The following is a 24204-nucleotide window of genomic DNA, read 5'->3' on the forward strand; positions in this document are numbered from 1 at the left end:
TAGTGGCATGAGAGCCATCTGGAAAGGCGCGGTGGCGTTCGGGCTGGTCAACGTTCCTGTCAAGCTCTACAGCGCCACCGAAGACCACGACGTGAGCCTGCACCAGGTCCATGACAAGGATGGCGGGCGCATCCGCTACCAGCGCCGGTGCGAGGTCTGCGGCAAGACCATCGACTACCAGAACATCGACAAGGCCTACGACGACGGTGAGCACACCGTGGTGATCACCGACGAGGATTTCAAGTCCCTGCCGGTCGAAAAGAGCCGCGAAATCGAAGTGGTCGAGTTCGTCCCGAGCGACCAGATCGATCCGATCATGTTCGACCGCAGCTACTATCTGGAGCCGGATTCGAAGTCCACCAAGGCCTACGTCCTGCTCCGGCGGACCCTGGAAGAAACGGACCGGACGGCCATCGTGCAGTTCGCGCTGCGGCAGAAGACCCGGCTGGCGGCACTGCGTGTGCGCGGCAAGGTGCTGATGCTGCAGACCCTGCTGTGGGAGGACGAGGTGCGGGAGGCCAGTTTCCCGTCGCTGGAAGAAACCGTGCGGATCTCCGCGAAAGAGAAGGAGATGTCCGCCGCCCTGGTGGAGTCGTTCTCCTCCGACTTCACGCCCGGCGACTACACCGACGAGTACCAGGAACAGCTGCGGACCCTGATCGAGGCGAAGCTGGAGCAGGGCGAGGCGCTGGACACGGAAAAGACCTTCGGCACGGACGAAGAGGAAGAAGGCGGCAAGGTCCTGGACCTGATGGAGGCGCTGCGCCGCAGCGTCGAGAAGAACCGGGAGGCCAAGTCTTCCGCCGGCACCTCGTCCAAGAAGAAGTCCGGCTCCAAATCCGAGGCCTCAAAGGGCGCCTGACGCGCCATCAATGCGGCACGACGGCGGGGCGGGGCCGGTGCTGCTCCCCCCGGCGTTCGGCGCGGCTACTGCCGGTAGTTTTCCACTTCCCCAACCGGCCGGGTTTCTGCTTCGCCCGGGTCCTCGCCCGCCTTGCGCTTGGCCCGGCGCTGGCGCAGCAAATCCCAGCACTGGTCCAACTGCTCCTCCAGGCGGCGCAGCTCGGCGGCGCGGGCGGCGGCCTTGTCCGGCTCCTCCGGCGCGGAGTCGCGCAGCTGTTGTTCCTTCTCGACCAGCGCGCTGATGTACTGCTGGATGTCCTGGTCCATGGCACGTCCCTCCTGGCGGTAGTCACCTCAGGCTACTTCGCGCGCTACCCGCGGGCTAGGGCAGCCGCCTCCTCAACGGATTGCGTTCTGTGGTTGACTTCCTGCAGGGCAAACCCGGTGACCAGCGACGTGGAGGAACAGAAGACTCATGGCATATGGCGAGCTCGACACCTCGTCCGGGGTACCCCTGTATCGGCAGATTAGGGAAATCCTGCGCCGGGAAATAACCGAGGGGATCGCGGATCCCCGGAAGCCCATGACCGAGGCGCAGTTGCTCAGCCGATTCGAGGTCAGCCGGGCGCCCATCCGGCAGGCACTCCAGGAGCTTGCCAGCGAGGGGTACATCTACAGGAAACAAGGCAAGGGGACGTTTCCCGTCGTCGGCACCAGGGTCCAGCGCCCGGCCGACGTACGCTCGGGGGCCCTCTACCAGTACCTCGCCGAGAGCGGACTGCATCCGACGGGGAAAGTCGCCGGCATCGAGCGGGTGCAACCGCCTGGCCGGATCCGGGACCTCCTGGCGCTCGAAGCGCACGAACGGCTCCTGCATTTCACTCGCCTGATCTCGGTCGAGGATGAGCCTTTGGTCGAAGCCGACGTCTACATTCGGGCGCCGGAAGACTTCAGCCCCACGGCCGCGGAACTGGAACGCGCTGGCTCCGCCTTCGAGCTTCTCAAGAAAGAGTTCGGCATCGCGCACGTTCGCGCCGAACACGAAGCCTGGGCAACTGCGGCCACTGCCGAACAGGCGGCGACCTTCGGGGTGGGCCTGGGGAGCCCCTTGCTCGTCATCGAGACAATCTTCTTCACCACGGGCGACCTGCCCGCCGGCTGGCGCTCCGCGGTGCATCAGGCAGAAAAATTCAAGTACCGGTTCAGCACCAGCCAGTAGACGGCCGTGCGGGAATCCACCCGCTTTCCCAATCCCCAACCAGCGATGTTTTCCGCTCGATTGCCTTGACTTTGACATGACATCGTGTAAACCTAGTTGACAGGTAATCAAGGTCACATCAGCGTGAGGCCGGGCCCTTAGCGGACGCCAGGCCTTGCGATGGACTGCCTCCTTCGTTTACTACCGCCTGCACCGGTTTCGGCGAGGAATGAATCCAGAGGTCGCGGTGCATGATCCTTCCCCGCGTGACGCCGGCCTTGGCGTGGCGTCAGACGAAAGGTTGTGCCAATGACGGATACAACGACAACCCCCCACCAGACGGCCAATACTGTTCTTGGCCCCGTTCCCGCCCATGAACTGGGTGTGGTCGCGGTCCACGAGGCCTTGCTCTCGGTGGTCCCGGGAGCCCAGTACGCCCCGGACATCAGCATGGACCGGGCGGAGATCTTCGAGGTCCTGGCCGCCAAGCTCACGGACTTCCGCGAGCACGGCGGCACCACCATCGTGGACAGCACCGGCATGTTCCACGGCCGCGACGTGAAGCTGTTCGAGGCGCTCTCGCGCTCGACCGGAGTGCACATCATCGCGTCCACGGGCATGGGTCCGGAGGAAATGCTCGGCGGCTACTTCCTCACCCCGCAGACCAACCCGCCCACCCCGTGGCCGGCCGAAAAGTTCGCCGACCTCTTCTCGAAGGAAGTCAGCGAGGGCATGGTCGTCCCGCGGGTCGAACGCCGCGGGGCCGCCGGACTGGTCACCACCACCGCCACCCGCGAGGGCATGACTCCCACCGACGAGAGCCTGTTCCGCGGTGCGGCCCGGACCGCCCTGGCCACCGGCGTCCCGGTCTCCATCCGCTACGGCGCCGACGCCCTGCGCGACCTCGACGTCGTCCTCGACGAAAAGCTGCCGTCCGGGCGGGTGCTCGTGGGCGGCCTCGACCGCCGGGACGCCGCATCCGCCGGCGCCGCCCTTGAGGTGGCCCGCCGCGGCGCGTTCGTCGGCCTGGACCACGTGGGCCTGGACGACGACGGCGACTACCTCACCGACCGCGAGCGGGCCGGACTGGTGCTCGATCTGGTCAAGGCCGGCCACACGGACAACGTCATCCTCTCGTCCAACGCCATCGGCGTGGCCAAGGGACAGCCGGACTACGACCTGCCCTTCAGCCACGTCCTGGCCACCTTCGTCCCCTTCCTGAAATCACTGGGCCTGGGCGACGACGACGCCCGCCGCATCCTGGTGGACAATCCGCGCAACCTGCTGACTGTGCGCTGAGCACCGCGGCCGCCATCAACAAGCTTTCGAAACTCCTGAGGTGAAGGAATGACCAAGGTCAACACCGTGCTGGGAACCATCCCCGCTGAAGAACTGGAAATCGTGGCAGTCCACGAACACATCGGCTACGGCATGCCTGGCTCCGAACTCGACACGAGATGGTGGAAGTCGCCGGAGCAGGCCTACGAGGAAACCGTGCCGAAGCTGCGCCAATTCCGCGAGAACGGCGGCGGCACCTTCGTGGACGCCACCGGCATCTGCAACGGGCGCGACGTCGACTACTACAAGTCCCTCTCCGCCAAGACCGGCGTGCATATCGTGGCCTGCACCGGCTTCGTCGGCGGCGACACTGCCCTGCCGCACTTCGCGCGGGCGTCGGTGGACTACCTGGCGAAGGTGTTCATCCACGAGATCACCGTGGGGATCGGCAACACGGGCGCCAAGGCCGGCGTCATCAAGGTCGGCGTGAGCCGCGGCGGCAAGATGACCGAACTCGACAAGCGGATCTACCGCGCCGCCGCCCGCGCCGCCGTCCTCACCGGCGTGCCGATCCTCACGCATCTGGCCATCGACCCCGAGCCCGCCGTGAACATCTTCAACGAAGAGGGCCTTGCCTTGGATCGCGTCCTCTTCGGCCACGCCGACGACGGCTTGAACGCCCCGATCACGCCACACGACTGGATTTACGAGCAGGGCGGCCGCATCGGCTTCGACACCTTCGGCTACGACCTCGAATTGCCCGACCCGCCGTTCTGGGGCCGCAAACGCGCCGAGCGCATGGAGCACTTCGTCAAGCTCGTGAACAAGGGCTACGCGGACAAGCTACTCGTCTCGGCCGACGCCAACTGCAGCCCGCTGGGCTGGCCGGGCGTGAAGGGCCACACCATCAACTACATCTTCGACGACATGATCCCGGACATGCGCGCCGCCGGCATCGACGACGCCACCATCAAGCTCCTCCTCGAGGACAACCCGGCCGATTTCCTCTCCATCAAGGCCTGACCCGCATCACTCCATCCGGCGCCACGCGCCGGCTCCGCTGCCGCCTACGACGACGGCGACGGCGACGGATCCCAACCCAACCCATTCACCCCGAGGACGCCTGCACCGGCGTCCAGTGAAGGAACACAGAACAATGCAGACTTCCGACATCCAGAACCTGAAGGTTGCCGTTGTGGGCGGCGGCTACGCCGGCGCTTCCGCTGCCCTGGCACTGCTGCAGCTCGGCGCCGACGTGCACGTCTACGAGCAGGCCCCCGAGCTTGGTGAAGTAGGAGCCGGCATCGGCCTGCGCCCGCCGACCGTCGAGGTACTGCGCAAGTGGGGCGTGTTCGAAGAGTTCGAGAAGGTCTCCGCTCCCTCCGAGGCCATCGAGGTTTACCAGGCCAACGGCGAGCTCATCGCCCGCGACCCGTGGCCGGGCATCAACGAGTACGCCCAGGTCAACCACTGCCGCATGGTCCACCGCGGGGACGTCATCGAGACCCTCCTGCGCCTCCTGCCGTCCGAGCGCGTGCACATCGGCCACAAGATGATCAGCATCGCCGATCACGGCAACTCCGCCACCGTGAAGTTCGAGAACGGCGTCGAGGTCACCGCCGATCTGGTGGTGGGCGCCGACGGCATCCGGTCCAGCGTCCGCAACCAGATCTTCGGTGAAGTCCAGCCGGTGTTCTCCCACACCATTGCCATGCGCGCCGTCATCTCCGCCGACGCTGCCTACGGCCTAGTGGAGAACGACAACTTCCGCGTCTACGTCGGCCAGAACGGCACTACCGTGTACTTCCTGCCGCTGCGCCACCGCAACCAGGTGTCCTTCGACATCACCGCACCGAGCGACGACACCGCCTGGGCGCCGGAGGTCACGCACGAGTACATCGGGGCGCTGCTGGAGGGCTTCGACGAACGCCTGCAGAAGATCGGCCAGGAACTGGACATCGCCTCGATGACCAACCGCGGCGTCTACGACATCGACAAGCAGCCAAACTGGCACACCGACAGCGTTGCCCTGGTGGGCGATGCCGCGCACGCCATGCTGCACCACCAGGGCCAGGGTGCGAACTCGGCCATGCAGGACGCTGCCTGGCTGGCCGACGCCATCAAGGATGGCTCCGACCTGCAGGAGGCCCTGCGCACCTACCAGGCCAAGCGCAAGCCCATCACCGACGTGCTGCAGGACATCTCCCGCAAGCCCTTCGACATCGGTGACTCCTTCCCGGAGACCACGTCCTTCGAGAAGGGGGCGGGTGTCGAGTGACCATCCATCCCGAGATCGGCAAACTCCTCGCCACGCTGCCGCCGTTCGACCACGGCACGCGGCCGGACCCCGAGGCCAAGCGCGCGGGCGACCTGCAATCCGTCGCGCCGCTGGAGGAGCGGCTGCCACTGACCGCCGTCGAGGACACCGTTGCGGCCACTGCGGCGGGCGAGGTCCCGGTGCGGATCTATACCCCGGCCGAGGCCGCGTCCTACGGGCTGCTGGTGTACTTCCACGGCGGCGCGTTCTTCTCCGGAAGCCTCGAGACGCACGACCACGTCGCGCGGGCGCTGGCGAAGGAGAGCGGCCACAAAGTCATCTCCGTCGGCTATCAGCTGGCACCGGAGGCCGCCTTCCCGACCAGCCTGCAGGAGTGCTACGGGGTGGTCCGATGGGCCGCCGAGCAGGGCGGGAGCCTGGCCTGGGACGGAAAGAACCTGGCGTTGGCCGGCGACAGCTCCGGGGCAAACTTCGTGGCCGCGGTGACGGCGATGGCCCACGACGAGGGCTTCGATCGGATCACGCACCAGATCCTGTTCTACCCCTCGCTGGACCTGGACTTCGACGAGGACCGCTACGCCTCGCTGCGGGAGAACGCCACCGGCTATGGTCTGGAGACGCTGGCCCTGGCGCCGTGGAACTCCTTCTATCTTGAGAGCGGCGCGGACCCGGCCGATCCGCTGGTCTCCCCGATCAAGCGCGAGAACCTCGCCGGCCTACCGAAGGCACTGATCATCACCGCGGAGTACGATCCGCTGCGTGACGAGGGCGAGCTCTACGGCCAGCGCCTGAAGGACGCCGGCGTGGACACCACCGTCAGCCGCTACGCGGGCGCCAACCACGGGTTCGTGCAGAACTTTTTCTGGATCCCGGAAATGTACCGGGCCTACCAGGAGGCGGGCGGGTTCCTGAACCGGGGCTGACCCCGCCCGCCCCACACGCATCCGCGGCGCGCACCCAAGGGTGCGCGCCGCCGTCGTTGTTTTTGGTGCGGTAGCCCGTCAGGCGTTCTTGCCGTACAGCTTGCGGTAGCCGTGCAGCGTGGTGAAGAACGGCGAGGGCTCCAGCGACGGATCCCCGGTATAGCCGAGCTCCTCGGCCACCGAGGCAAACGGCGAATAGGGCGAGCCGGTCTCCTGCAGGCCGCCCTGCAAGGATCGGCGGGCCGCATCGCGGACCCGGGCCTCGATATCCAGGCTCTCCTGCAGGGCCTGCCGGGCCGCGGTGCCGTCCATCCCGATGTCGAACGGCACACCCTCGGTGTTGCGGTAGGGGTGGCCAAGGTACAGGCGCTCGGGACGGATCTCGTCGCGCAGGTACCGGAGGCTGGCCCGGTAGGCATCCGGGTCCTCATAACCCGGGAAATGGTTGGCGGCACCGTGGACCTGGACTGAGTCGCCGACAAACACGGCGTTCTGCCCGTCCACCACGTAGGCCACCGAGCCGGCGGTGTGACCGGGGATGTGATGCACGGAGACGGTGACATCTGAGCCGAGGCTGAGGGTTTCGCCGCCCTCCAGGAGCATGTCCGGCTCCATCTCGCCCGAGATGGCATGCCCGGCTGCCCTCACCTGCTCCTCGATGGCGTTCGGATTGTCCAGGTATCGCTGGCGGACGTCGACGTAGTTCTGCACGTGCGCCTGCCGGGAGCGCAGCAACGGGGCGTCCGCGTGGTGGATGGCAACCTTTGCCTTCCGGCCGGTGAGCTCCCAGAGGGCGTGGGCACCCCCGAGGTGGTCGATGTGGCCGTGGGTCAGCAGGATCCACTTGACGTCCTCGATGCGCCGGCCCAGCTTCTGCAGCTCCGGCACCATGCCCTCGGCCGGTGACGTGGTGATGCCCGTGTCGACGATGGCCGGCTCGGGCGCGTCGATGAAGAAGCTGTAGAGGCCGAAGCGGCCCCACGGTGAGACCAGCGGATGGATTGTCACTTCTTGCGTCATTGTTCTCTCCTCAGCTCCGGGACCCGTTCACGGTCCTGATGGTACGGCGCCGCTGCGCGGGACCTCTGCCCTCCCGCCGGCCGGCCTTTCGGGGCCGCAGGCCGAACCCGTTTCGACCTCATCGTCTTGCCTTGCACTTTATTATAATAATATGATCGAGTCACGCTCGGGAGAGCGAGTCGGCCAGCGGGATGCCTGGCACTCGAACGTTGACAAGGAAGTGCACACTCATGACTGATTTCACGACGTGGAATGCCGGTGGGGAGACGATCAAGATCCGCAAGGACCTGCGGATCCCGATGCGCGACGGCGTCGAGCTGGCCGCGGACACCTACCAGGGCCTTGAGGACAAGCCCCGGCCGGCACTGGTGGCCCTGAGCCCGTACGGCAAGGAGCTGCAGGCGCTGGCGCTGACCACCCCCCCGCAGCGGCGTCCGAGCCCGATGTGGGACGGCTGCATCGAGGCCGGCGACATCGCCCGGATCGTCAAGGAGGACTACGTCCACGTCATCGGCGACCTGCGCGGCTCCGGTGACTCCGGCGGCGAACACATCGGCAACTACAACGCCGGTGGCGTCTCGCTGGGCCAGGACGCGTACGACTTCATCGAATGGGTCGCCGAACAGCCGTGGTGCGACGGCAACGTCGGCATGGTCGGCATCTCCTACTTCGGCTCCATGCAGGTGTTGGCTGCGGCCGAACGCCCGCCCCACCTGAAGGCGATTTTCGTCAGCGGCGGCCACTACGACTTCTACGAAACCACCTACCACGGCGGCATCATGTGGTTTATGCCCCGTGCCGCCCGCGAAGGCCGCGGCGGAGACTCGGGCTGGGCCTTCACGGACAACGTCAAGTCCCGCATGATCGAAAAGTACTCCCCTGAGGAGCTCAAGAAGCTGGTCGCCAAGCGCCTTGAGGACCCTGATGTCGCCGCCTGGCCGAACCTCGTCCACGTGCTGCATTACCCCAAGAACCACGAAGCCTGGTTCGACATTGTCATGAATGAGCTGGACGGCGAATGGTATGAGGAGCGCAACCCGATCACGCTCGCTCCTAACATCGACATCCCGGTCTGGCTGCAGATCGACCAGGGCCGCGGCTGGACCATGGACGGCACCATCGAGCTGTACAACTCGCTCAAGGGACCCAAGAAGCTGACCATCGGCCCCTACCCGCCCATGCAGTCGCGCCCCTTCATCGAGGAGCACGACAAGATGTTCCGCTGGTACGACTACTGGATCAAGGGCATCGACAACGGCGTGATGGACGAGCCGGCCGTGAGCGTTTTCGTGGAAGGTTCCCGCGAGACCGTCGAGGCGGACCAGTGGCCGCCGAAGGAGATCGAGTACAAGTCCCTGTACCTGCGCCCGCGCCACAAGCTGTCCGCCGAGCCGGAGCTGATGGGCATGGAGTACGCGGCCCCGGACGGCTTCTACCAGGCGCCGCTGACGGTGACCGACAAGGTGGAAATCCTCAGCTGGAGCACCGGGCCGTTCGAGGAGGACACGGAGATGATCGGCACCGGCGCGGCGCACATCTTCGCCGAGATCGACCAGCCGGACTCGAACTTCATCCTGCGCCTGTGGGACTACGCCCCGAACGGCAGGCGCCAGCTGATCACCACCGGCTACCTCAAGGCCTCGCACCGCGAGCTCGATGAGGAGCGCACCAGCGAGGGCAGCCCGATCCACCCGCACACCCGTGCCGTACCGGTGGAGCCGGGGAAGATCGAGGAGTATGTCCTGCGCCTCTACCCGTTTGCCAACACCTTTAAGCCGGGACACAGGCTGGTCGCCGAACTTTCCAACGGCGAGCCGCTGGCCGACGAGCACAACGCACTGCTGCCCCCGGACGCCTTCCACCTCCCGGTGGGACGCCCGGTGACGCACAAGATTTACCGTGACGCCGCACACCGGTCCCGACTGGTCCTGCCGTTCACCGCCCGCAAGGCGGGAGACCAGGCGGACTGAGGCCCGAGCGGCACCCGCTGCCGACCGGCCCCTCCCCAACCTGAAGCGTGAGACATCCTCCGGCCGTGATGAACGGGCTAACCCTGAATATCAAAGGCCGGAGGTTCTTACCGCGCCTCTTATGCTTATGGAATGGAAACAACGGAGCACGGCAAGGCGCCGAAAGTCGTCGAGGACAACCGCGATCTGGCCGTGGCCTTGATCGACATCTCCTCCGATGTCCGCCGAAAATCCCATGAGAATTCCGGCGTCCCGTTGCTGCCCAACGGCATGGTGGACATCATGCGGGTCATTGAAGCGCACCCCGGAATAACAGTGGCCGAGGTCGCTGCCAGGCTTGACCGCCAGTTCAGCAACGTGAGTACGCAACTGCGCGAACTGGTAGCGCGCGGGCTGGTGACGCGGATCCGCGATGCGGCGGACAAGCGCTATGTGACCCTGCACCCCACTGACGAGTCCCAGCGCATCAGGATCCTGCTGGAAACCGCGTGGGCGGAAACGCTCGGGGCGGCTGCAGCCAGGCTGCACCCCGAGGAACAGGATCAGATCGCCGCCAGCCTGCCCACCCTCCAGCGCCTTGCGGCCCTGATCAACGAGCCGGACCAACGGTAAGCCGTCGGTCGCGCATTCTTTTGCCGTTATACTTATACTTTTGTAAGTATTAGCCAGCCCATGTCTGCCTGCAACTCAACAACCAGAAAAGGTGTCCATGAAAGACGTCCTAGAGGAGAAAATTCCGCCCGGAGAGGTGGAGGCGGCAGAGGCCGTGGAGCCCGAGAGGATCTCGCCCAAGCGCGTTGCCGCCGTGATCACCGCACTCGTGCTGTCAGCGCTAATCATGATCCTCAACGAGACCGTGCTGACCGTCGCCCTGCCCAACCTGATGGCGGACCTGGGCGTTCAGGCCACCACCGCGCAGTGGCTGACCACCGGTTTCATGCTCACGATGGCCGTCGTCATTCCGACCACCGGCTTCATGCTTCAGCGTTTTACCACGAAGAGCCTCTTCGTCTGTGCGATGCTGCTCTTCATCGCCGGCACGGCGCTGGCAACCATCGCCCCGACGTTCGCGGTCCTGCTCATCGCGCGCATCGTCCAGGCGGCCGGCACGGCCATCATTCTGCCGTTGCTGATGACCACCACGCTCACCTCCGTGCCGGTCCGGCACCGCGGCACCGTCATGGGCCTCAACTCCGTGGTCATCTCCGTGGCTCCGGCCATAGGTCCCACCCTCTCGGGCGCCGTCATCAACTCCTTGACGTGGCGCTGGGTCTTCGGCCTGATGGTCCCGGTGGCCATCATCGTCTTCCTCTTCGGCGTTATTGCCATCAAGACCGGCAAGGAGACGCGCAAGGCTCCGCTGGATGTCCTTTCGGTCATCCTCTCCGCCTTCGCCTTCGGCGGCATCGTTTATGCACTTTCCTCCATCGCCGACCTGATGGAAGGCGCCTGGGCCCCGGTCGTGGCACTGGTTGTGGGTGCCGCCGCCCTGGTGCTTTTCATTCAGCGCCAGCGTGCCCTGCGCAAGACCGAGTCGGACCTGCTGGACCTCCGTCCGTTCAAGGTGCACAACTTCCGCATCTCGGTCATCATCGTGATGATCGCGATGGCCACCATGCTGGGCACGGTTATGGTGATGCCGATCTTCATGCAGAACGGCATGGGCCTGAGCACGTTGACCATCGGCCTGGCCCTCCTGCCCGGCGGCCTGATCCAAGGCATCGTTTCCCCGATCGTCGGCCGTATCTACGACAAGGTGGGCCCCCGGCCCATCGTCATTCCCGGCGCCTTCCTGCTGGCCGGCGGCCAGTGGCTGCTGGGCAGCGTCCATATTGATACCCCGGTGACGACGATCGTCGTCTTCCATACGGTGTTCTGCGTCGGCATGGCCATGCTGATGACCCCGCTGATGACCGTCGCCCTGGGCGCCCTGCCGCGTGAGCAGTACGGCCATGGCAGCGCGATCATGAATACGCTGCAGCAGTTGGCCGGCGCCGCCGGTACCGCGGTTCTCATTGCCGCCATGACCATCGGTACGGCGGCGGCAGCCGCCAGCGGCATCGCCGGGAACGTGGCCCTGGTCGACGGCGTCCGGGTCGCCTTCACGGTCGGCGGGATCCTCGGCCTCGTGGCCGTCGTCTGCGCTCCGTTCGTTCGGCGCCTGCAGGAAAACGCCGACCACTAAGGTCCGGGTGCACCCGCCCCCTAAAGGAAGCCGGCCACCCCCCCCATGGGATGGCCGGCTTCCTCTGTCTCGGTGTGCGCCCGGCGGCGGCGGTGTCAGGAGGCCGTTTCCGGTGCGTCCGGTTCGGTTTCTTTGACACCGTGCAGCCCAAAGAAGCTGAGCAACGCCGCTGCCAAGGCCGCGATGGCAACCACCAGGAAGGCCTGCGTAAATCCGCTGCCCAGTGCCTCGAGCGCGAATTGGCTGCCGCCCGATCCGGGCACGCCCTCGGGGATGCTGTTGAGCGCGATCGGACCGCCCGCTTCCGCAATGCCCATCGCCGGACCCAGCTGGTCCGGAGCCAGACCGGACGTTTGCAGGGAGGTCATGAGCTTTCCGCCGGCGGTGGAGAGGGCAATGGCGCCTACCAGAACCGGTCCGAGCGCGAAGCCGAGGTCGCGCAGCAGGTTGGTGGTGGCGCTGGCCATGCCGGTCATCTCCCGCGGCACCGAGTTCACGGCAATAGCGGTCATCGGGCTCAGCGTGAAGGCGAAACCAAGTCCGACCAGCAGGGACGGCAGGATGAAAGTGGTCACGTCGCGGCTGGTGACATCGGCGTTGGAGTTGATCATTGCGCCGGCGGCCATGGCCAGGAATCCAAAGGTCATCAGCCAGCGGGACGAGACTCGGGTCTGCAGCCGTGACAGCACGGGGATCAACACGAATGCCGGCCCCTGCAGCAGCAGGAACAGCAGGCCGAGGTACAGCGGGTTCTGGTGTTGGACCGGACCCAGCCACATGCTCGTGGAGAAGCAGGCGCCGAGGAAGGCGAACATGCCGACCACGGCCACGATCGACGCGATGGCGAACTGGCGGTTCAGGAACAGCCTCAGCTCAAGCAGCGGAGACTCGACGCGCAGTTCGATGACCACAAAGATCGCCAGCAGCACTGCACCGGAGGCGAGGGCGGCCACCACAAGGGTGCTGGTCCAACCGTCTTCGGGACCCTGCACCAGGCCAAAGAGAACCAGGATCAGGCCCAGCGCGAAGGTGATCTGGCCCCAGATGTCCAGCCGGCGCTCCCGGGCCACCTTGGCCTCGGCGGAGCGCAGAGCGGTCAGCAGCAGTGCGGCGAGGGCCGCCAACACCACCACGGCGTAGGCCCCGCGCCACCAACCGAAGCCGGCAAACACGCCGCCGAGCAAGGGCGACAGGGCCGAACCGGCGGAGAGGAAGCCCGCCCAGATGGCGATGCCGCGCACCCGCTCCTGCATGGAGCGCGCCACAGACGCGACCAACGCCAGCGATGCGGGGAAAATCGCCCCCGCCCCCAGGCCGTTGATGGCCGAGCCGATCCACATGGCCTGGACCGTGGGGGAAATGGCACAGATCAACGAACCGATCATGACAAGCACGGCGCCGCCCACCACGAGCTTGCGGTGGCCGTACTTGTCGCCGAGCACGCCGAAGGTCAGCTCGAAAACCACCACCGGAATCATGAACGCGGCGGTGATCCAGGTGAGCTGGGAACCGAACGTGTTAAAGGTGAGCTGGAACTCGCCGTTCAGCGCGCCGGGCAGCGCGTTGGCGATCTGCGCCACCATGACAGCCAACGAGGCAGCGACCAAAGTGCCCCTGGTGCGCGCGGGCGTGACTTCCACGGGCGGGGCCTGGGGCGGTGGATCGGACTGCGGCGGTGACGTGTGGGTCCCCTGGTCCTGGCTCATGTGAAACTTCCTTGTCATGGTGTGAGCGATGTGGTGAACGGGCGCTGCCTGGCGGTCCTCGTCGAGGCGGTTGCATCCGCCCGCCCTGGTAGCGGACGGGTGCTCGACGAAGCCCTGCCGCAAAGCCCTTTACCTCGCGTCCTGCTGTGACGCACGCGACAGGATCGCCGTGATGGGGATAACAGTATTGATTGGGAATACATGGTGTCAAGTGACAACTCGTTATGTCGCTTCAGCGGCCTATGCGCAAAAGGATGGGGCGGCCGCGCCCAGGGGCAGCAGATGAGGGAGGAAAATCCGTCAGGGCAGCTTGGCGTGGTCCGGAGGGGGCACGGCCACCGGCTATTCTGTGTGGCATGGCAACACTCCGCGAGGCTCAGAAACAGCAGACCAGGCAACTTCTCTTGGACACCGGCCTGGAGCTCTTTGAATCCAAGGGCTACGCGGCCACGACTATCGACGACATCGCCGCCCGGGCCGGCACCACGAGGACCACCTTCTACCTGCACTTCGCGTCGAAGGCACAGCTGATGGGCGACGTGGTGAAGACGGTCGACTCCATCCTCACCAGCGTGGACGACCCGGCCCTATCGACCGTGGTGGAACTGGGTACCCGCGATTTGATCCGCGCCTGGATCAGTCGGAAATTCGACCAGTGGGAAGCAACCCGCCCCTACCTGCATGCCGTCTATCAGGCAGCCCCGGTCGAGCCGGAGGTCGCGAAGGTCATGGAGGACTGGTTCCGTGATGTGGCCGCTGACATGACGTCCGGGCTGGACCGGTCGGGGCGGTTCGACCCGGCCAGCCGGCAGGTCCGCTGCGTCCTCGCCTTCGGCCAGCTGGAATACCTCTCGCAGCGGTGGATCCGCACGGGCTGGATCATGGATCGCGACGTATGCTTGGAGACCTTGACGGATTCCTGGTGTCACCTGCTCTCGGAAGGGTGATCCCGCAGCAGGCTCAGCCTTGGCGCGCGCCCGCCAGCAATTCGGCCAGCGCCCCGCGGCCCAGCACGGGCTGGCGGTACTCATCGCTGAGGATCTGCAGCATGGAGCCGGCATAGTCCTCATTGGTCGAGGCGATCATGTCCTTGGCGAAGACCACGCGGAAGTTGTGCGCGAAGGCATCAGCCGCGGTCTGCGCCACGCAGTTGTGGGTCGCCACTCCGGCCAGGACCAGGCGTTCCACCCCGGCGTCCCGCAGCCGCCCGGCCAGGTCCGTGCCAAAAAACGCGCTGTCGCGTGTCTTGACAATGCGCTCCAGGCCCTCGGTCTGCAGCCCGGGCAGGAATTCGGCCTGCTCGGTCCCCTCGAACAAGAATCCCTGGTCATCGTCGAGCATGCTGAGGGTCCAGGTTGAACGGTCCCTGCGGTGTTGGGTGTAAACAAGCAGCACCGGCACCTGCGCCGCCGTCGCGGTCCTGATCAACAGATTGGCTGACTCCACCACGGCTTCCTGCCGCTTGGCCAAGGCAGGGTCCTCGAAGTACGCGTTCTGCAAGTCGATCATCAGCACCGCAGTTTTCATGCCCTCCGCCTTCCGCCGGTCGTCGTCGCTTCCATCCTGTCAGGTGCACCCCCACTTTGGGTCTTGACGCGCCAGCAGCGACAGGGTGTGGTGTGTACTACCAGTCGGCCGAAAGGACAGCATCATGCATTCGCTCTGGCTCGATACCGCTCAAGAGGTTCCCGTAGACACGTACTCCGGCCAAACCGGGTTCGACTCGGTGGTGGCCGGAGCCGGGCTGACGGGTCTGACCACTGCCGTCCTGCTCGCGAGGGCCGGGCACCGGGTTGCCGTGCTGGAGGCCCGGACCGTCGGGGCCGCCACCACCGGCAATACGACCGCCAAGGTATCCCTGCTGCAGGGCAGCCAGCTTTCGCGCATTACGCACCACCACGATTCCGGCACTGCCGCCGCCTATGTTGCCGCCCAGCAGGAATCCCAGGCGTGGATCCTGCGGTACTGCGACGAACACCGGGTGGAGTACGACCGGCGTGATGCGTTCACCTACGCCACCACCCCCCAGGGCGCCGAGGATCTCGCGGCGGAGCAGCGTGCCAGCGAATCCGCCGGCCTGCCGGTCGAAACCGTCTCCGGCGCCGGCGAGCTGCCGTTCGAGGTCACCGGGATGCTGCGGCTGGCCGACCAGGCGCAGATCCATCCGATGCACCTGCTGGCCGCGCTTGTCGCAGAACTGCGCAGCCGCGGAGGCATGGTCTTTGAGGGCATGCGGGTCACGGGCATCGGCCGCGCGGAAGACGGCGGTGCCGGGGCGGGGCCGCGAAACATCACCGTGCGCACGGGGCTGGGCGATGTTCAGACCGGAATTCTGGTGCTGGCCACCGGCACGCCCATGCTGAACCGCGGTGGACATTTCAGCGTGCTCAAGCCCATGCGTTCCTACGCCGCCGCCTTCACGGTCCCTGGGCGGATCCCGTCCGGGATGTACTTATCCATTGACGCGCCGACCCGCTCGCTGCGGAGCGCCCGCCACGGCGACCGGGAGGTCTTGCTGGCCGGCGGCAACGGCCACGTGGTCGGCCGCCACAGCCATACCCGGGGCCTCGTCGATGACCTGCTCCGCTGGGGCCAACAGCACTTTCCGGGTGCCCAGCCTACACATACCTGGTCGGCGCAGGACTATGAACCGGCCGGTGCGGTGCCCTATGTGGGGCCGATCCTGCCCGGGGAAAAGCGCATCATGGTGGCCACCGGATTCAACAAGTGGGGCATGACGAACGGAGTGGCGGCGGCACTGGCGCTGTCGGCCTCCATCCTGGGCGGCGACAATCATTGGGCCAAGGACCTCTATAAGTCGCGCATCTCCGGACGGGACGCCGCCAGCACCGCCGGCACCAATTTGTCCGTCGGTTTGGAATTGCTGTCCGGATGGCTGGGCGGATTGACCCGTACCACCCACGCCGCACCGCCGGAGGGTCAGGGCACGGTGGTGCGGGAAAATTCGCGACCGGTTGGCATTTGTACCATGAACTCCGCCACGCACCGGGTCAGCGCGATATGCACGCATTTGGGCGGCGTGCTGTCCTGGAACGACGCCGAAGGCAGCTGGGACTGCCCATTGCACGGGTCCCGCTTCAGCGCGGACGGAAAGGTACTGGAAGGCCCCGCCGTCAAGGACCTCGACGGGCGGTAGCCCCCTTGGGCCTGACGCCGCCGCACCGGTAGGCTAGTGCGGATGCCTGAGTTGAAACGCCGCGCGGCCGCCCTTGGCACCGCCGCCCTGATGTCCCTGTCCTTGGCCGCCTGCGGCTCCGACTACCCGCTGGGTCCTGCCCAGGAAGCCGCCGCCCGGCAGGGCTCCTCCCTGTCCGGCACCCTGACAGGTGCCGGAGCATCGTCCCAGAACGCGGCGATGGACGCCTGGGTGGCCGGCTTCGGCTTGCTCCACTCCGACGCGCAGGTCCAGTATTCGCCGGACGGTTCCGGCGCGGGCCGCACCGCTTTCCTGGCCGGCGCCGTTGAGTTCGCCGGCTCGGACGCCTACTTGGACGACGAAGAAGTGGAACGGTCGCGCAAGGTCTGCGGCCCCGACGGCGGCTTCAACGTCCCGGCCTACATCTCGCCCATCACCGTGGCGTTCAATCTTCCGGGCATCACCGAACTGAATCTGGACGCCGAAACCATTGCCAGGATTTTCCAAGGCGAGATCCAGTCGTGGGACGACCCCGCCATCGCGGAGCACAATCCTGACATCGAGCTGCCCGATCTTGCGATCACTCCCGTCAACCGCTCGGAGGACTCCGGCACCACGGAGACCTTCACCGAGTACCTGCACGCCGTGGTCCCCGATGTCTGGACGCCCGAGCCCAGCGACACCTGGCCCGCAGAATACGCCGGGGAGAACGCGCAGGGCACCACCGGCGTCGTGAGCATGGTGGCCGGCACGGAAGGCGCCGTCACCTATGCAGACGACTCCGCCGTCGGGGCTCCGCTGGGCAAGGTCAACCTCAAGGTCGGCGAGGACTACGTTGCGGTGAGCGCGGAAGCGGCAGCCAAGGCGCTCGACGAAGCAACACCTGTCGAGGGGCGGCCGGAGTACGATCTGGCCCTGGAATTGGACCGGACGACTACCGCCCCCGGCGCCTATCCGCTGATGTTGGTCTCCTACCACATCTACTGCACCACGTACGAGGACCAGGAGAAGGTTGACCTGGTCAAGGCGTTTGCGCAGTATGTCCTCAGCCCCGAAGGCCAGAACGACGCGGCGGACTCCGCCAAGAGCGCGCCGCTGTCCGAGGAGCTGTCAAGGCGCGCCGTGGATTCCGTGGAGCGGATCAGCACCCGTTCCTGACGGCGGCCGCAAGCTGGAGCGGCGGCACGCCATGCGGCGGCCGCGGCGGACTAGCTGCCCGAACCCGCCCGGTCCTCCGGCTCCTGGACGTCTGGTTCCCGGTTGTAGGCGTTGGCATCCTCGTTGCGCGGAATGTCCGGCTGGGCGGAGGCTTCCGGAGGAAATCCGCCGGCAAAGGTTCCGCCGTAGAACTGCTGGTTGCCCGGCTCGTGCATTTCCGATCCTCCGGACTCGACGAAGGTCTTGAAGCGCCACAACTCGTTGCGCACCTCCCGGTGGTCCGATCCCAGCCCGGAACCGGCCTTTTCCAGCAGGGAACTTGGCTCCCAATCGATGTGCACGTGCATTGACGTCGTGTCGGCGTCAATTCTTCCGAACGTCACGGTGCCGCTGTGCCTGACACCGCCCTCGCTCCTCCACACGATCCGCTGGCCGGGCTCGTCCTCGGTCACGGCCGTATCGAATTCGCGCTGTACGCCGCCGACTTTCGTGACCCAATGGTGCGTGGTGTCGGACGTCCGGATCACTGACTTCACGCCGTGCATGAAGGAGGGAAAGTATTCGAAGCGCAGCCACTCCTCATGAACCTTGTGTGCGGGCAGGGCGATCTCGACCGTTTCTTCTATGGTTGCCATGATCATCCTCATTCCACCCGTGAAACGGCGCCGCGGGCACCGCCTTCATGAGTTGCCACCTGGCATTAACGCTACAGAACGGCCCGAGGCGCGGCAATGATTGGCCGCACCGACACGGCACGCGAGGGATTGCTGCAACGGCCCCGACGTTCCCGGGCGGAAGGGCCGATGACCTGCATTGGGTAGTCTGTGTGGTAAACCACTGCGTTGATGTTGAGGGGGCGGTATGCCGCGCTGTTTTCCGGAACAGCCTGAGTTCGGCCGGGACCAGCCTGCCGAACGGCAGGTTTGGGAGGCGCTGAAGCGTACGCTGCCGTCGTCCGCCGCCCTGCTGCATTCGGTCGACATCGTCGAAAACGGCACCGCCCGTCGGATCGACCTGCTCGTTGTCTGGCCCGGTGTCGGCATCGCGGCCATCGAGGTCAAAGGCGGGCAGATCAGCTACGACGCGGGCCAGTGGTACCAGTCCGGCAACGGCCGGCAGCACCGCATCAAGGACCCACTGGTCCACGTCCAGGACGCCCGGCACATGCTCCAGCGCTACCTCGGCTCCCAGTTGGGGCTTAGCCGGAAGGTCCGCTTCGCCCACCTGCTGGCCTTTCCGGATACCTGGCTACCGCGGCATTGGGACATCCCCGGCCTCAGGCGGTCCATGGTGATCGGCAGCCAGGACCTGAAGTATCCGGACGACACCGTCCGGGAAGCCATCAACTTCTGCGGCGACGGAGACGGCGAAACCTCGCCGGATATCGCCGACCGCATCCTGGCATGGCTGACGCGCGCCCGCCCGGACAACGGTGCACTCTCCGCGGCGGCCGAGCACGAAAGCCGCGCCGACCAGATGACCCGGGACCAATCGGCGATCCTGGATGTCCTGAAGGACCAGCCGCGGGCACGCGTTATCGGCGGCGCAGGCACCGGCAAGACCTGGCTCGCGTTGGAACAGGCCCGGCGGTTGGCCCGCGACGGACAGCGGGTGGCGCTGCTGTGCTCCAGCCGAGGCCTGGCCCGGTACTTCGAAACCGAGACGGCCGGGTGGAAGCCGACCGAACGCCCGGCACACGTGGGCATGTTCTATGACCTGCCGCTCCGCTGGTCCGCGCACCATCCGCTGGATCCCCGGCTGCTGACCAACCGGTACTACGAGCACTACCTCCCCCGGACACTGCAACGGCTCGCCAAGAACCAACCGGTCCGCGAACTCTTCGACGCGATCGTCGTGGACGAGGGACAGGACTTTGGCGCGCTGTGGTGGGAGGCCGTCCTGGAGTGCCTGAAGGAACCTGCCGCCGGGGGCCTGTATGTGTTTATGGACGAAGACCAGCGCATATTCGGCCGAGACGGCCGGCCGCCGATCGAGGCGCCTCCGCTCGTGCTGAATGAAAACCTTCGGAATACCAGGCAGATCGCGGCGCTCTGCGGCGCGCTGTCCACCGAACTGGCGATTCCGCGGGGCCTCTCCGGCCCGCGCATCCGGCTGGTGGAGGCAACGGCCGGGACCGTCATCCCTCGGGCCGACGATGCGGTTGCCCAACTGCTCGAGCGTGAGGGCTGGGCCCCGCAGCAGGTGGCGCTGCTGACCACCAAGCGCAAGCATCCGGCCCATCAGCAAGCGGTGGATGCACTGGGCTGGCACGGATACTGGGACGCCTTTTTTGACGACGACGACGTGTTCTACGGCAACGTGCTTGGCTTCAAGGGACTCGAACGCTCGGTGGTGGTACTGGCAGTCAACGGATTCGGCGATCCGGAGCGGGCGCGCGAGATGCTCTATTCCGGGTTCTCCCGGGCGCGCAGCCTGCTGGTCATCGTCGGCGAACGGTCGGTTATCGCGGGTGTTGGCGGCCCTGCCCTGGCCAAGAGACTGACCCAGACGCAATCCTGGGATCCGGAGCAGCAACAGCAACAGCAAGGCCATTGACATCCGTGCAACACCGGAGCATTCTAAAACTACTTATTCGGTTTTTAGAATTAACCGGAGGTTCCGATGGCAACCACCACTCCTGCACTGCAACGGGTCCGGACCGAGCCCGCGTACGGTGCCTTTTGGATGCTCAGGCTGGGATTCACCGTCCTGCCGATCCTGATGGGGCTCGACAAGTTCTTTAATCTGCTCACTGACTGGGAACAGTATCTGGCACCGTGGATCACCAACCTGCTGCCCTTCAGCGCCCACACCGCCATGCTGATCGTTGGCGTGGTGGAAATAGCCGCCGGCATGATCGTCTGGTTCAAGCCCCGCTACGGCGCCTACATTGTTTCCCTCTGGCTGGCGGGCATCATCGCCAACCTGCTGACGCTGCCAGGGTTCTACGACGTGGCGCTGCGTGACGTCGGCCTGCTGCTGGCGGGACTGACCTTGGCGCGGCTGGCCACCCAGTACGATCCGGCATGGCGCCGCCATCGCTGATCTATCCCTGCCCGCGCCCGCCTTCAGTGCCCGGTGAAGGCGGGCGCCTCCTTGGCCAGGAAGGCATCCCGGCCGATCCGTGAATCTTCGGTGGTAAAGGCCTGCCCGAAGGCCCGGCGCTCCACCTGCAACCCGTCGGCGGTGGGACGGCCCAGGGCCGCATCGACCGTCCGTTTCGCATTCGCGACGGCGGCGGGGGACTTCGCGGAAATCTCCCGGCAGGTGGCGGCGGCGGCGTCGAGCATGTCGTCCTTGCTGGCGAAGACGGCGTTGGCCAGTCCGATCCGCAGGGCTTCCTCGGCGCCGATGCTGCGGCCCGTGAAAATCAGTTCCTTGGCCCTGCCGGGGCCAACCCGCTGCGGCAGCCGGACCGTCCCGCCGAAGCCCGGAATGAGGCCCAGGCCGACTTCCGGCAGGCCGAACTTCGCGTTGGCCGTGGCGTAGATGAAGTCGCAGGCCAACGCCAGTTCCAAGCCGCCGCCCAGCGCAAACCCGTTGACGCAGGCGATGACGGGAAGGTCCAGGGTCTCCAGCATCCGGGTCAGGTCCTGCATGGCTGCACTGTGTGCTTCCGCTTCCGCCGGTCCCATGGAGGCCAGTTCGCGAATGTCTGCGCCGGCGGCGAAGGCCTTCCCGCCCGCACCGGTGATCAGGATGCTGCGAACTTCCCCGCCTTCCGGCGAGCGGATGTCCGCCACGAACTGCGCCAGGTCCGCCACGACCTGCGTGTTCAATGAGTTGAGCGACTCCGGGCGGTTGATGACGACGGTGGCCAATTCGCCGAGGCATTCGAGCTGGATCGTTTCATAGGTCTTTTCCACAGCCCCACTATGCCACGGAAGGGCATGCCAGGATCGGGACGCGGTCATCCCCGCAGCAGGGCGACCGCGTCGGCCACCTGCTGGCGTCCCCCGGCCACCGACCAGCGGTAGCCGCCGACCTCCAGGACGGCGGTGGAACCTCCTGCCGCTTCGACCAGGGTCTTGCCCGGAAGCCAGTCCCAGTCCGGCAGCCCCTGCTGGTACCAGACGCCGAAAATTCCGGCGGAGGTTGCCGCCAGCTCACAGGACGCCGACCCCCAGGTACGGTACGTGGCCGAACCCAGCAGAGTGCGCAGGTACGGCTCGCCCGCGGCCTCGTCGCGCAAATACGTGTGGTGCAGGTACGCCGCGGCGCAGCTGGCCGCCAAGGGAGCGCTGGCGATTTCGCCCACGCGCAGGCCGTTCCGGGTCGTGGGCAGGTCCCGTCCGCCGATCCACAGGACGTCCTCGGCGGGGTGGTAGACCGCCCCCAGCCGGGCTCCGGCGTCATCCGTCAGCGCCAGCGCGGAGCACCAGTAGTGCCCACCGGTGAAGAAGTTGTAGGTGCCGTCCACCGGATCGATGACCCAGGTCCGGCCGGAGGTTCCCTCGTGGCTGGAGCCTTCCTCGCCCAGGATCGCGTCCTCCGGCCGCAGCTGCCGGAGCGTGTCCACGACCAGTTTCTCCGCGGCATGGTCTGCAGCGGTGACGACGTCGGAGATGCTGGTCTTCTCCTCGAACGTGGTCACCCCGGACCGCATTCCGTTGGCCAGCGTTCCTGCGGCGCGCACCAGCCAGGCCGCGAGTTCGGTATCGTCCAGGTGGTCAGGGCTGCTCACGGTCATATCTGAAGCCTAGCCAACGCCGCAGGGAACGCGGCATGCAGGTGCAGTTGCTACCGGCGGCCGCGCCGCGGCCCGCGGCCCTTGGGGGTGCGGCCGCCGCCTGGTTTGCCTTTGCCCTGGCCGGACGGCTTGCCCGCGCCCTTGCCGGCTCCCGCCGCCCGCCCCGATCCGGAGCCCTTTCCCGCAGCGGTGCCCTTCTTCCCCACGCCGGAGGCTCCGCCGTCGTTCTTGGCCGGGTTCTTGCTGCCCTTGCCCTTGCCCTGTTGTTCCTGCACCGAGGGCTGGCGCGAACTGCGCGCCGTGCGGCCACGGACAATCCCGATGAACTCCTCGATGGCGGCCTCGGTCCGGTCGGTGAGCCACGCGAGGCCGATCTGTGTTTCGGGGTGGTCGGTGACCGTTCGGTAGATGACATCCTTGCGGTTGTAGAGCCGGGCCACGGACATCGGCAGGATCATCAGCCCCGCACCGGACGCCACGACCTCGATACCGGTCTTGGCGCCGCCCATCTGTCCGGGGTCCAGGAAGTTCTCGTGCGCGATCTCTTGGTAAGGGACTTCGTCGTCGTAGAGGGCAACATCGTGTTCCTTCGGCGCGACCACCACGGGCAGTTCCGTATACAGCGGGATCACGCTCAGCCCCTCCCGGTCCACCGGCAGCCGCACGAAGCTCAGGTCGGCCCGGCCGTCGCGCAGGATGGCTGTCTGCTCCTCCTCGCCGCACTGGAATGCGGTCAGCGGGACGTCGGGCAGCCGCTCCGCCCACCGGCGGGTCCACTTCCCCGGTGTCACGCCCGGGACGTAGCCGACCTTCAGTCCGGCCAATTGGGCCGTGGTCGTCGGCTCCTGGTCTGCATCCTGCACTTCATCACCGTAGCGCAGGGCGGCTAGGCTGGGCTTATGAGCGCGAAATCGGCACAGTCCATGAAACCGGCCACGGCCGCCAAGAAACTGGGCATCTACCTGCCCGCGGCCCCGCAGGAGTTCCAGGACAGCCTGATCTCGCGCGAGGAGTTTAACCAGCTGCAGTCGGATCCGCCGGAATGGCTTGCCGACCTGCGCCGCAACGGTCCGCATCCGCGGCCGGAAGTAGCCCGTAAACTCAACGTCTCCATCTCCGGCCTGGCCCGCGGCGGCATCACCGAACCGCTGACGACGGCGGAGATCACCGCCCTGCTGCAGGATCCGCCGGAATGGCTGGTGGCAGAACGCGCCTCGTTTGCCGCCGTGCGCGCCGAGGAGCAGCGCGTGAAGGCAGCCGGCAAACAAGGCTGATCCGCCGGCGCTGCCACCGCCGATCCGCGCAGCGCCTGACTTACCGGCGGGACGTCAACCGGCGTCGTCCCGCCTCCGAGGAAGCGGCCGCCTTCGATTAAGAAGGGCCCGGGGGTTTGCCCGTTAACGGCAAGAGCCCCGATCCGAAGACCGGGGCTCTTGCTCTGCGTGCGCGAGGGGGGATTTGAACCCCCACGCCCTTTCGGACACTGGCACCTGAAGCCAGCGCGTCTGCCGTTCCGCCACTCGCGCGCAGTTCGCCTGCCCTCTTGGTGAGCCAACCGATTTCCCGGTTCGCTTTCCTCAAGAACAGCGAGATCAATAGTAGCGTGAAACAGTCCCAAATTCCCAATCGGGGCGCCGGCCCCCGAGTTACCGCACGTTGACGGGGATCGGAGGGCCCGCGCCGCGGGCCGCACGCACCGCCGTCGCGCTTCCTTGGCGGTGACGTTCACCACACTGCGCCGCCGCCGCGCCCGCGGCCATCGTTGCTGAATGGGGCCTTTTGGGACACGCCCAAGTAG

At 66.4% G+C, this 24204-nt stretch carries 23 protein-coding genes and 1 tRNA gene; 15 read left to right on the forward strand and 9 right to left on the reverse strand.

The genetic code is table 11. The features are described from left to right. The first annotated feature begins 7 nt into the window (after positions 1-7). Entirely contained in the window at positions 8-862 is an 855-nt protein-coding gene (gene ku, locus AC5RVD_RS06395; RefSeq protein WP_494110963.1) for a non-homologous end joining protein Ku, read from the forward strand. 65 nt (positions 863-927) lie between these two features. On the opposite strand, the gene AC5RVD_RS06400 is transcribed toward ku, so the two are convergent. Continuing rightward, on the reverse strand, positions 928-1170 hold the full coding sequence (locus AC5RVD_RS06400; RefSeq protein WP_493988433.1) for a DUF2630 family protein: 243 nt from the start codon (positions 1168-1170) through the stop codon (positions 928-930). Positions 1171-1318: 148 nt separating this feature from the next. Between AC5RVD_RS06400 and AC5RVD_RS06405 the strand changes: the two genes are divergently transcribed. From AC5RVD_RS06405 to AC5RVD_RS06425, 5 genes are all read left to right on the forward strand, one after another. After that, positions 1319-2062 carry a GntR family transcriptional regulator gene (locus AC5RVD_RS06405; RefSeq protein WP_494110962.1) on the forward strand — a complete coding sequence of 248 codons (744 nt, stop codon included), beginning with the start codon at positions 1319-1321 and terminating at the stop codon, positions 2060-2062. 288 nt (positions 2063-2350) lie between these two features. After that, on the forward strand, positions 2351-3340 hold the full coding sequence (locus tag AC5RVD_RS06410) for a phosphotriesterase family protein (RefSeq protein ID WP_494126405.1): 990 nt from the start codon (positions 2351-2353) through the stop codon (positions 3338-3340). Positions 3341-3388: 48 nt separating this feature from the next. Continuing rightward, on the forward strand, positions 3389-4342 hold the full coding sequence (locus AC5RVD_RS06415) for a phosphotriesterase family protein (protein ID WP_494123005.1): 954 nt from the start codon (positions 3389-3391) through the stop codon (positions 4340-4342). 133 nt (positions 4343-4475) lie between these two features. Beyond that, complete coding sequence (locus AC5RVD_RS06420) at positions 4476-5597, forward strand: FAD-dependent oxidoreductase (protein WP_493988429.1); 1122 nt, start codon at positions 4476-4478, stop codon at positions 5595-5597. Then, positions 5594-6520: an alpha/beta hydrolase gene (locus AC5RVD_RS06425; protein WP_494126406.1), complete on the forward strand. Its 927-nt coding sequence runs from the start codon at positions 5594-5596 to the stop codon at positions 6518-6520. The genes AC5RVD_RS06420 and AC5RVD_RS06425 overlap by 4 nt, the downstream gene beginning before the upstream one ends. A gap of 78 nt (positions 6521-6598) precedes the next feature. Here AC5RVD_RS06425 and AC5RVD_RS06430 read toward each other — a convergent pair whose 3' ends face one another. Further along, positions 6599-7540: an MBL fold metallo-hydrolase gene (locus AC5RVD_RS06430; protein WP_494110958.1), complete on the reverse strand. Its 942-nt coding sequence runs from the start codon at positions 7538-7540 to the stop codon at positions 6599-6601. A gap of 230 nt (positions 7541-7770) precedes the next feature. On the opposite strand from AC5RVD_RS06430, the gene AC5RVD_RS06435 reads away from it, so the two are divergent. The 3 genes from AC5RVD_RS06435 to AC5RVD_RS06445 all read left to right on the forward strand — a co-directional run bounded on the left by AC5RVD_RS06435 (position 7771) and on the right by AC5RVD_RS06445 (position 11695). Next, positions 7771-9510: a CocE/NonD family hydrolase gene (locus tag AC5RVD_RS06435; RefSeq protein WP_494110957.1), complete on the forward strand. Its 1740-nt coding sequence runs from the start codon at positions 7771-7773 to the stop codon at positions 9508-9510. A gap of 132 nt (positions 9511-9642) precedes the next feature. After that, entirely contained in the window at positions 9643-10122 is a 480-nt protein-coding gene (locus AC5RVD_RS06440) for a MarR family winged helix-turn-helix transcriptional regulator (RefSeq protein WP_494126407.1), read from the forward strand. A 97-nt stretch (positions 10123-10219) separates the two neighbouring features. Continuing rightward, entirely contained in the window at positions 10220-11695 is a 1476-nt protein-coding gene (locus AC5RVD_RS06445; protein ID WP_494126408.1) for an MDR family MFS transporter, read from the forward strand. A gap of 95 nt (positions 11696-11790) precedes the next feature. Here the strand turns inward: AC5RVD_RS06445 and AC5RVD_RS06450 are convergent, their stop codons facing one another. Next, on the reverse strand, positions 11791-13401 hold the full coding sequence (locus tag AC5RVD_RS06450) for an MFS transporter (protein ID WP_494110954.1): 1611 nt from the start codon (positions 13399-13401) through the stop codon (positions 11791-11793). Between the two features lie 356 nt (positions 13402-13757). Here AC5RVD_RS06450 and AC5RVD_RS06455 point away from each other — a divergent pair, with 356 nt between their 5' ends. Continuing rightward, entirely contained in the window at positions 13758-14348 is a 591-nt protein-coding gene (locus AC5RVD_RS06455; RefSeq protein ID WP_494126409.1) for a TetR/AcrR family transcriptional regulator, read from the forward strand. 13 nt (positions 14349-14361) lie between these two features. Here the strand turns inward: AC5RVD_RS06455 and AC5RVD_RS06460 are convergent, their stop codons facing one another. Continuing rightward, the gene (locus AC5RVD_RS06460; protein WP_494110952.1) at positions 14362-14928 is read right to left on the reverse strand and encodes a cysteine hydrolase family protein; all 567 of its coding nucleotides are present in this window, start codon (positions 14926-14928) and stop codon (positions 14362-14364) included. A gap of 124 nt (positions 14929-15052) precedes the next feature. On the opposite strand from AC5RVD_RS06460, the gene AC5RVD_RS06465 reads away from it, so the two are divergent. Together AC5RVD_RS06465 and pstS are read left to right on the forward strand one after the other, a co-directional pair. Then, positions 15053-16558, forward strand: coding sequence for an FAD-dependent oxidoreductase (locus AC5RVD_RS06465; protein ID WP_494110951.1), 1506 nt, complete (start codon positions 15053-15055; stop codon positions 16556-16558). 42 nt (positions 16559-16600) lie between these two features. Then, positions 16601-17716 (forward strand): phosphate ABC transporter substrate-binding protein PstS, encoded by a 1116-nt coding sequence (pstS, locus tag AC5RVD_RS06470; protein WP_494110950.1) that lies wholly within the window; start codon positions 16601-16603, stop codon positions 17714-17716. 50 nt (positions 17717-17766) lie between these two features. Here pstS and AC5RVD_RS06475 read toward each other — a convergent pair whose 3' ends face one another. Beyond that, positions 17767-18351, reverse strand: a complete 585-nt coding sequence (locus tag AC5RVD_RS06475) for an SRPBCC family protein (RefSeq protein ID WP_494110949.1) — start codon at positions 18349-18351, stop codon at positions 17767-17769. A 226-nt stretch (positions 18352-18577) separates the two neighbouring features. Here AC5RVD_RS06475 and AC5RVD_RS06480 point away from each other — a divergent pair, with 226 nt between their 5' ends. Then, positions 18578-20272: an NERD domain-containing protein gene (locus tag AC5RVD_RS06480; RefSeq protein WP_494126410.1), complete on the forward strand. Its 1695-nt coding sequence runs from the start codon at positions 18578-18580 to the stop codon at positions 20270-20272. 66 nt (positions 20273-20338) lie between these two features. After that, positions 20339-20761: a hypothetical protein gene (locus tag AC5RVD_RS06485; protein ID WP_494126411.1), complete on the forward strand. Its 423-nt coding sequence runs from the start codon at positions 20339-20341 to the stop codon at positions 20759-20761. 23 nt (positions 20762-20784) lie between these two features. Here the strand turns inward: AC5RVD_RS06485 and AC5RVD_RS06490 are convergent, their stop codons facing one another. From AC5RVD_RS06490 to AC5RVD_RS06500, 3 genes are read right to left on the reverse strand one after another with little or no spacing between them, the layout of a single operon-like run. Beyond that, the gene (locus tag AC5RVD_RS06490; RefSeq protein ID WP_494110946.1) at positions 20785-21582 is read right to left on the reverse strand and encodes an enoyl-CoA hydratase/isomerase family protein; all 798 of its coding nucleotides are present in this window, start codon (positions 21580-21582) and stop codon (positions 20785-20787) included. A gap of 44 nt (positions 21583-21626) precedes the next feature. Further along, positions 21627-22406, reverse strand: a complete 780-nt coding sequence (locus tag AC5RVD_RS06495) for an inositol monophosphatase family protein (RefSeq protein WP_494126412.1) — start codon at positions 22404-22406, stop codon at positions 21627-21629. A gap of 50 nt (positions 22407-22456) precedes the next feature. After that, positions 22457-23269 (reverse strand): LysR substrate-binding domain-containing protein, encoded by an 813-nt coding sequence (locus tag AC5RVD_RS06500; protein ID WP_494126413.1) that lies wholly within the window; start codon positions 23267-23269, stop codon positions 22457-22459. A gap of 60 nt (positions 23270-23329) precedes the next feature. Here AC5RVD_RS06500 and AC5RVD_RS06505 point away from each other — a divergent pair, with 60 nt between their 5' ends. Beyond that, positions 23330-23680, forward strand: coding sequence for a DUF5997 family protein (locus AC5RVD_RS06505; RefSeq protein ID WP_493988896.1), 351 nt, complete (start codon positions 23330-23332; stop codon positions 23678-23680). Positions 23681-23849: 169 nt separating this feature from the next. Here the strand turns inward: AC5RVD_RS06505 and AC5RVD_RS06510 are convergent. Continuing rightward, positions 23850-23932 (reverse strand) — tRNA-Leu (locus AC5RVD_RS06510). Between the last annotated feature and the right edge of the window lie 272 nt (positions 23933-24204).

It is taken from the genome of Arthrobacter sp. THG-b23 (assembly GCF_059091265.1).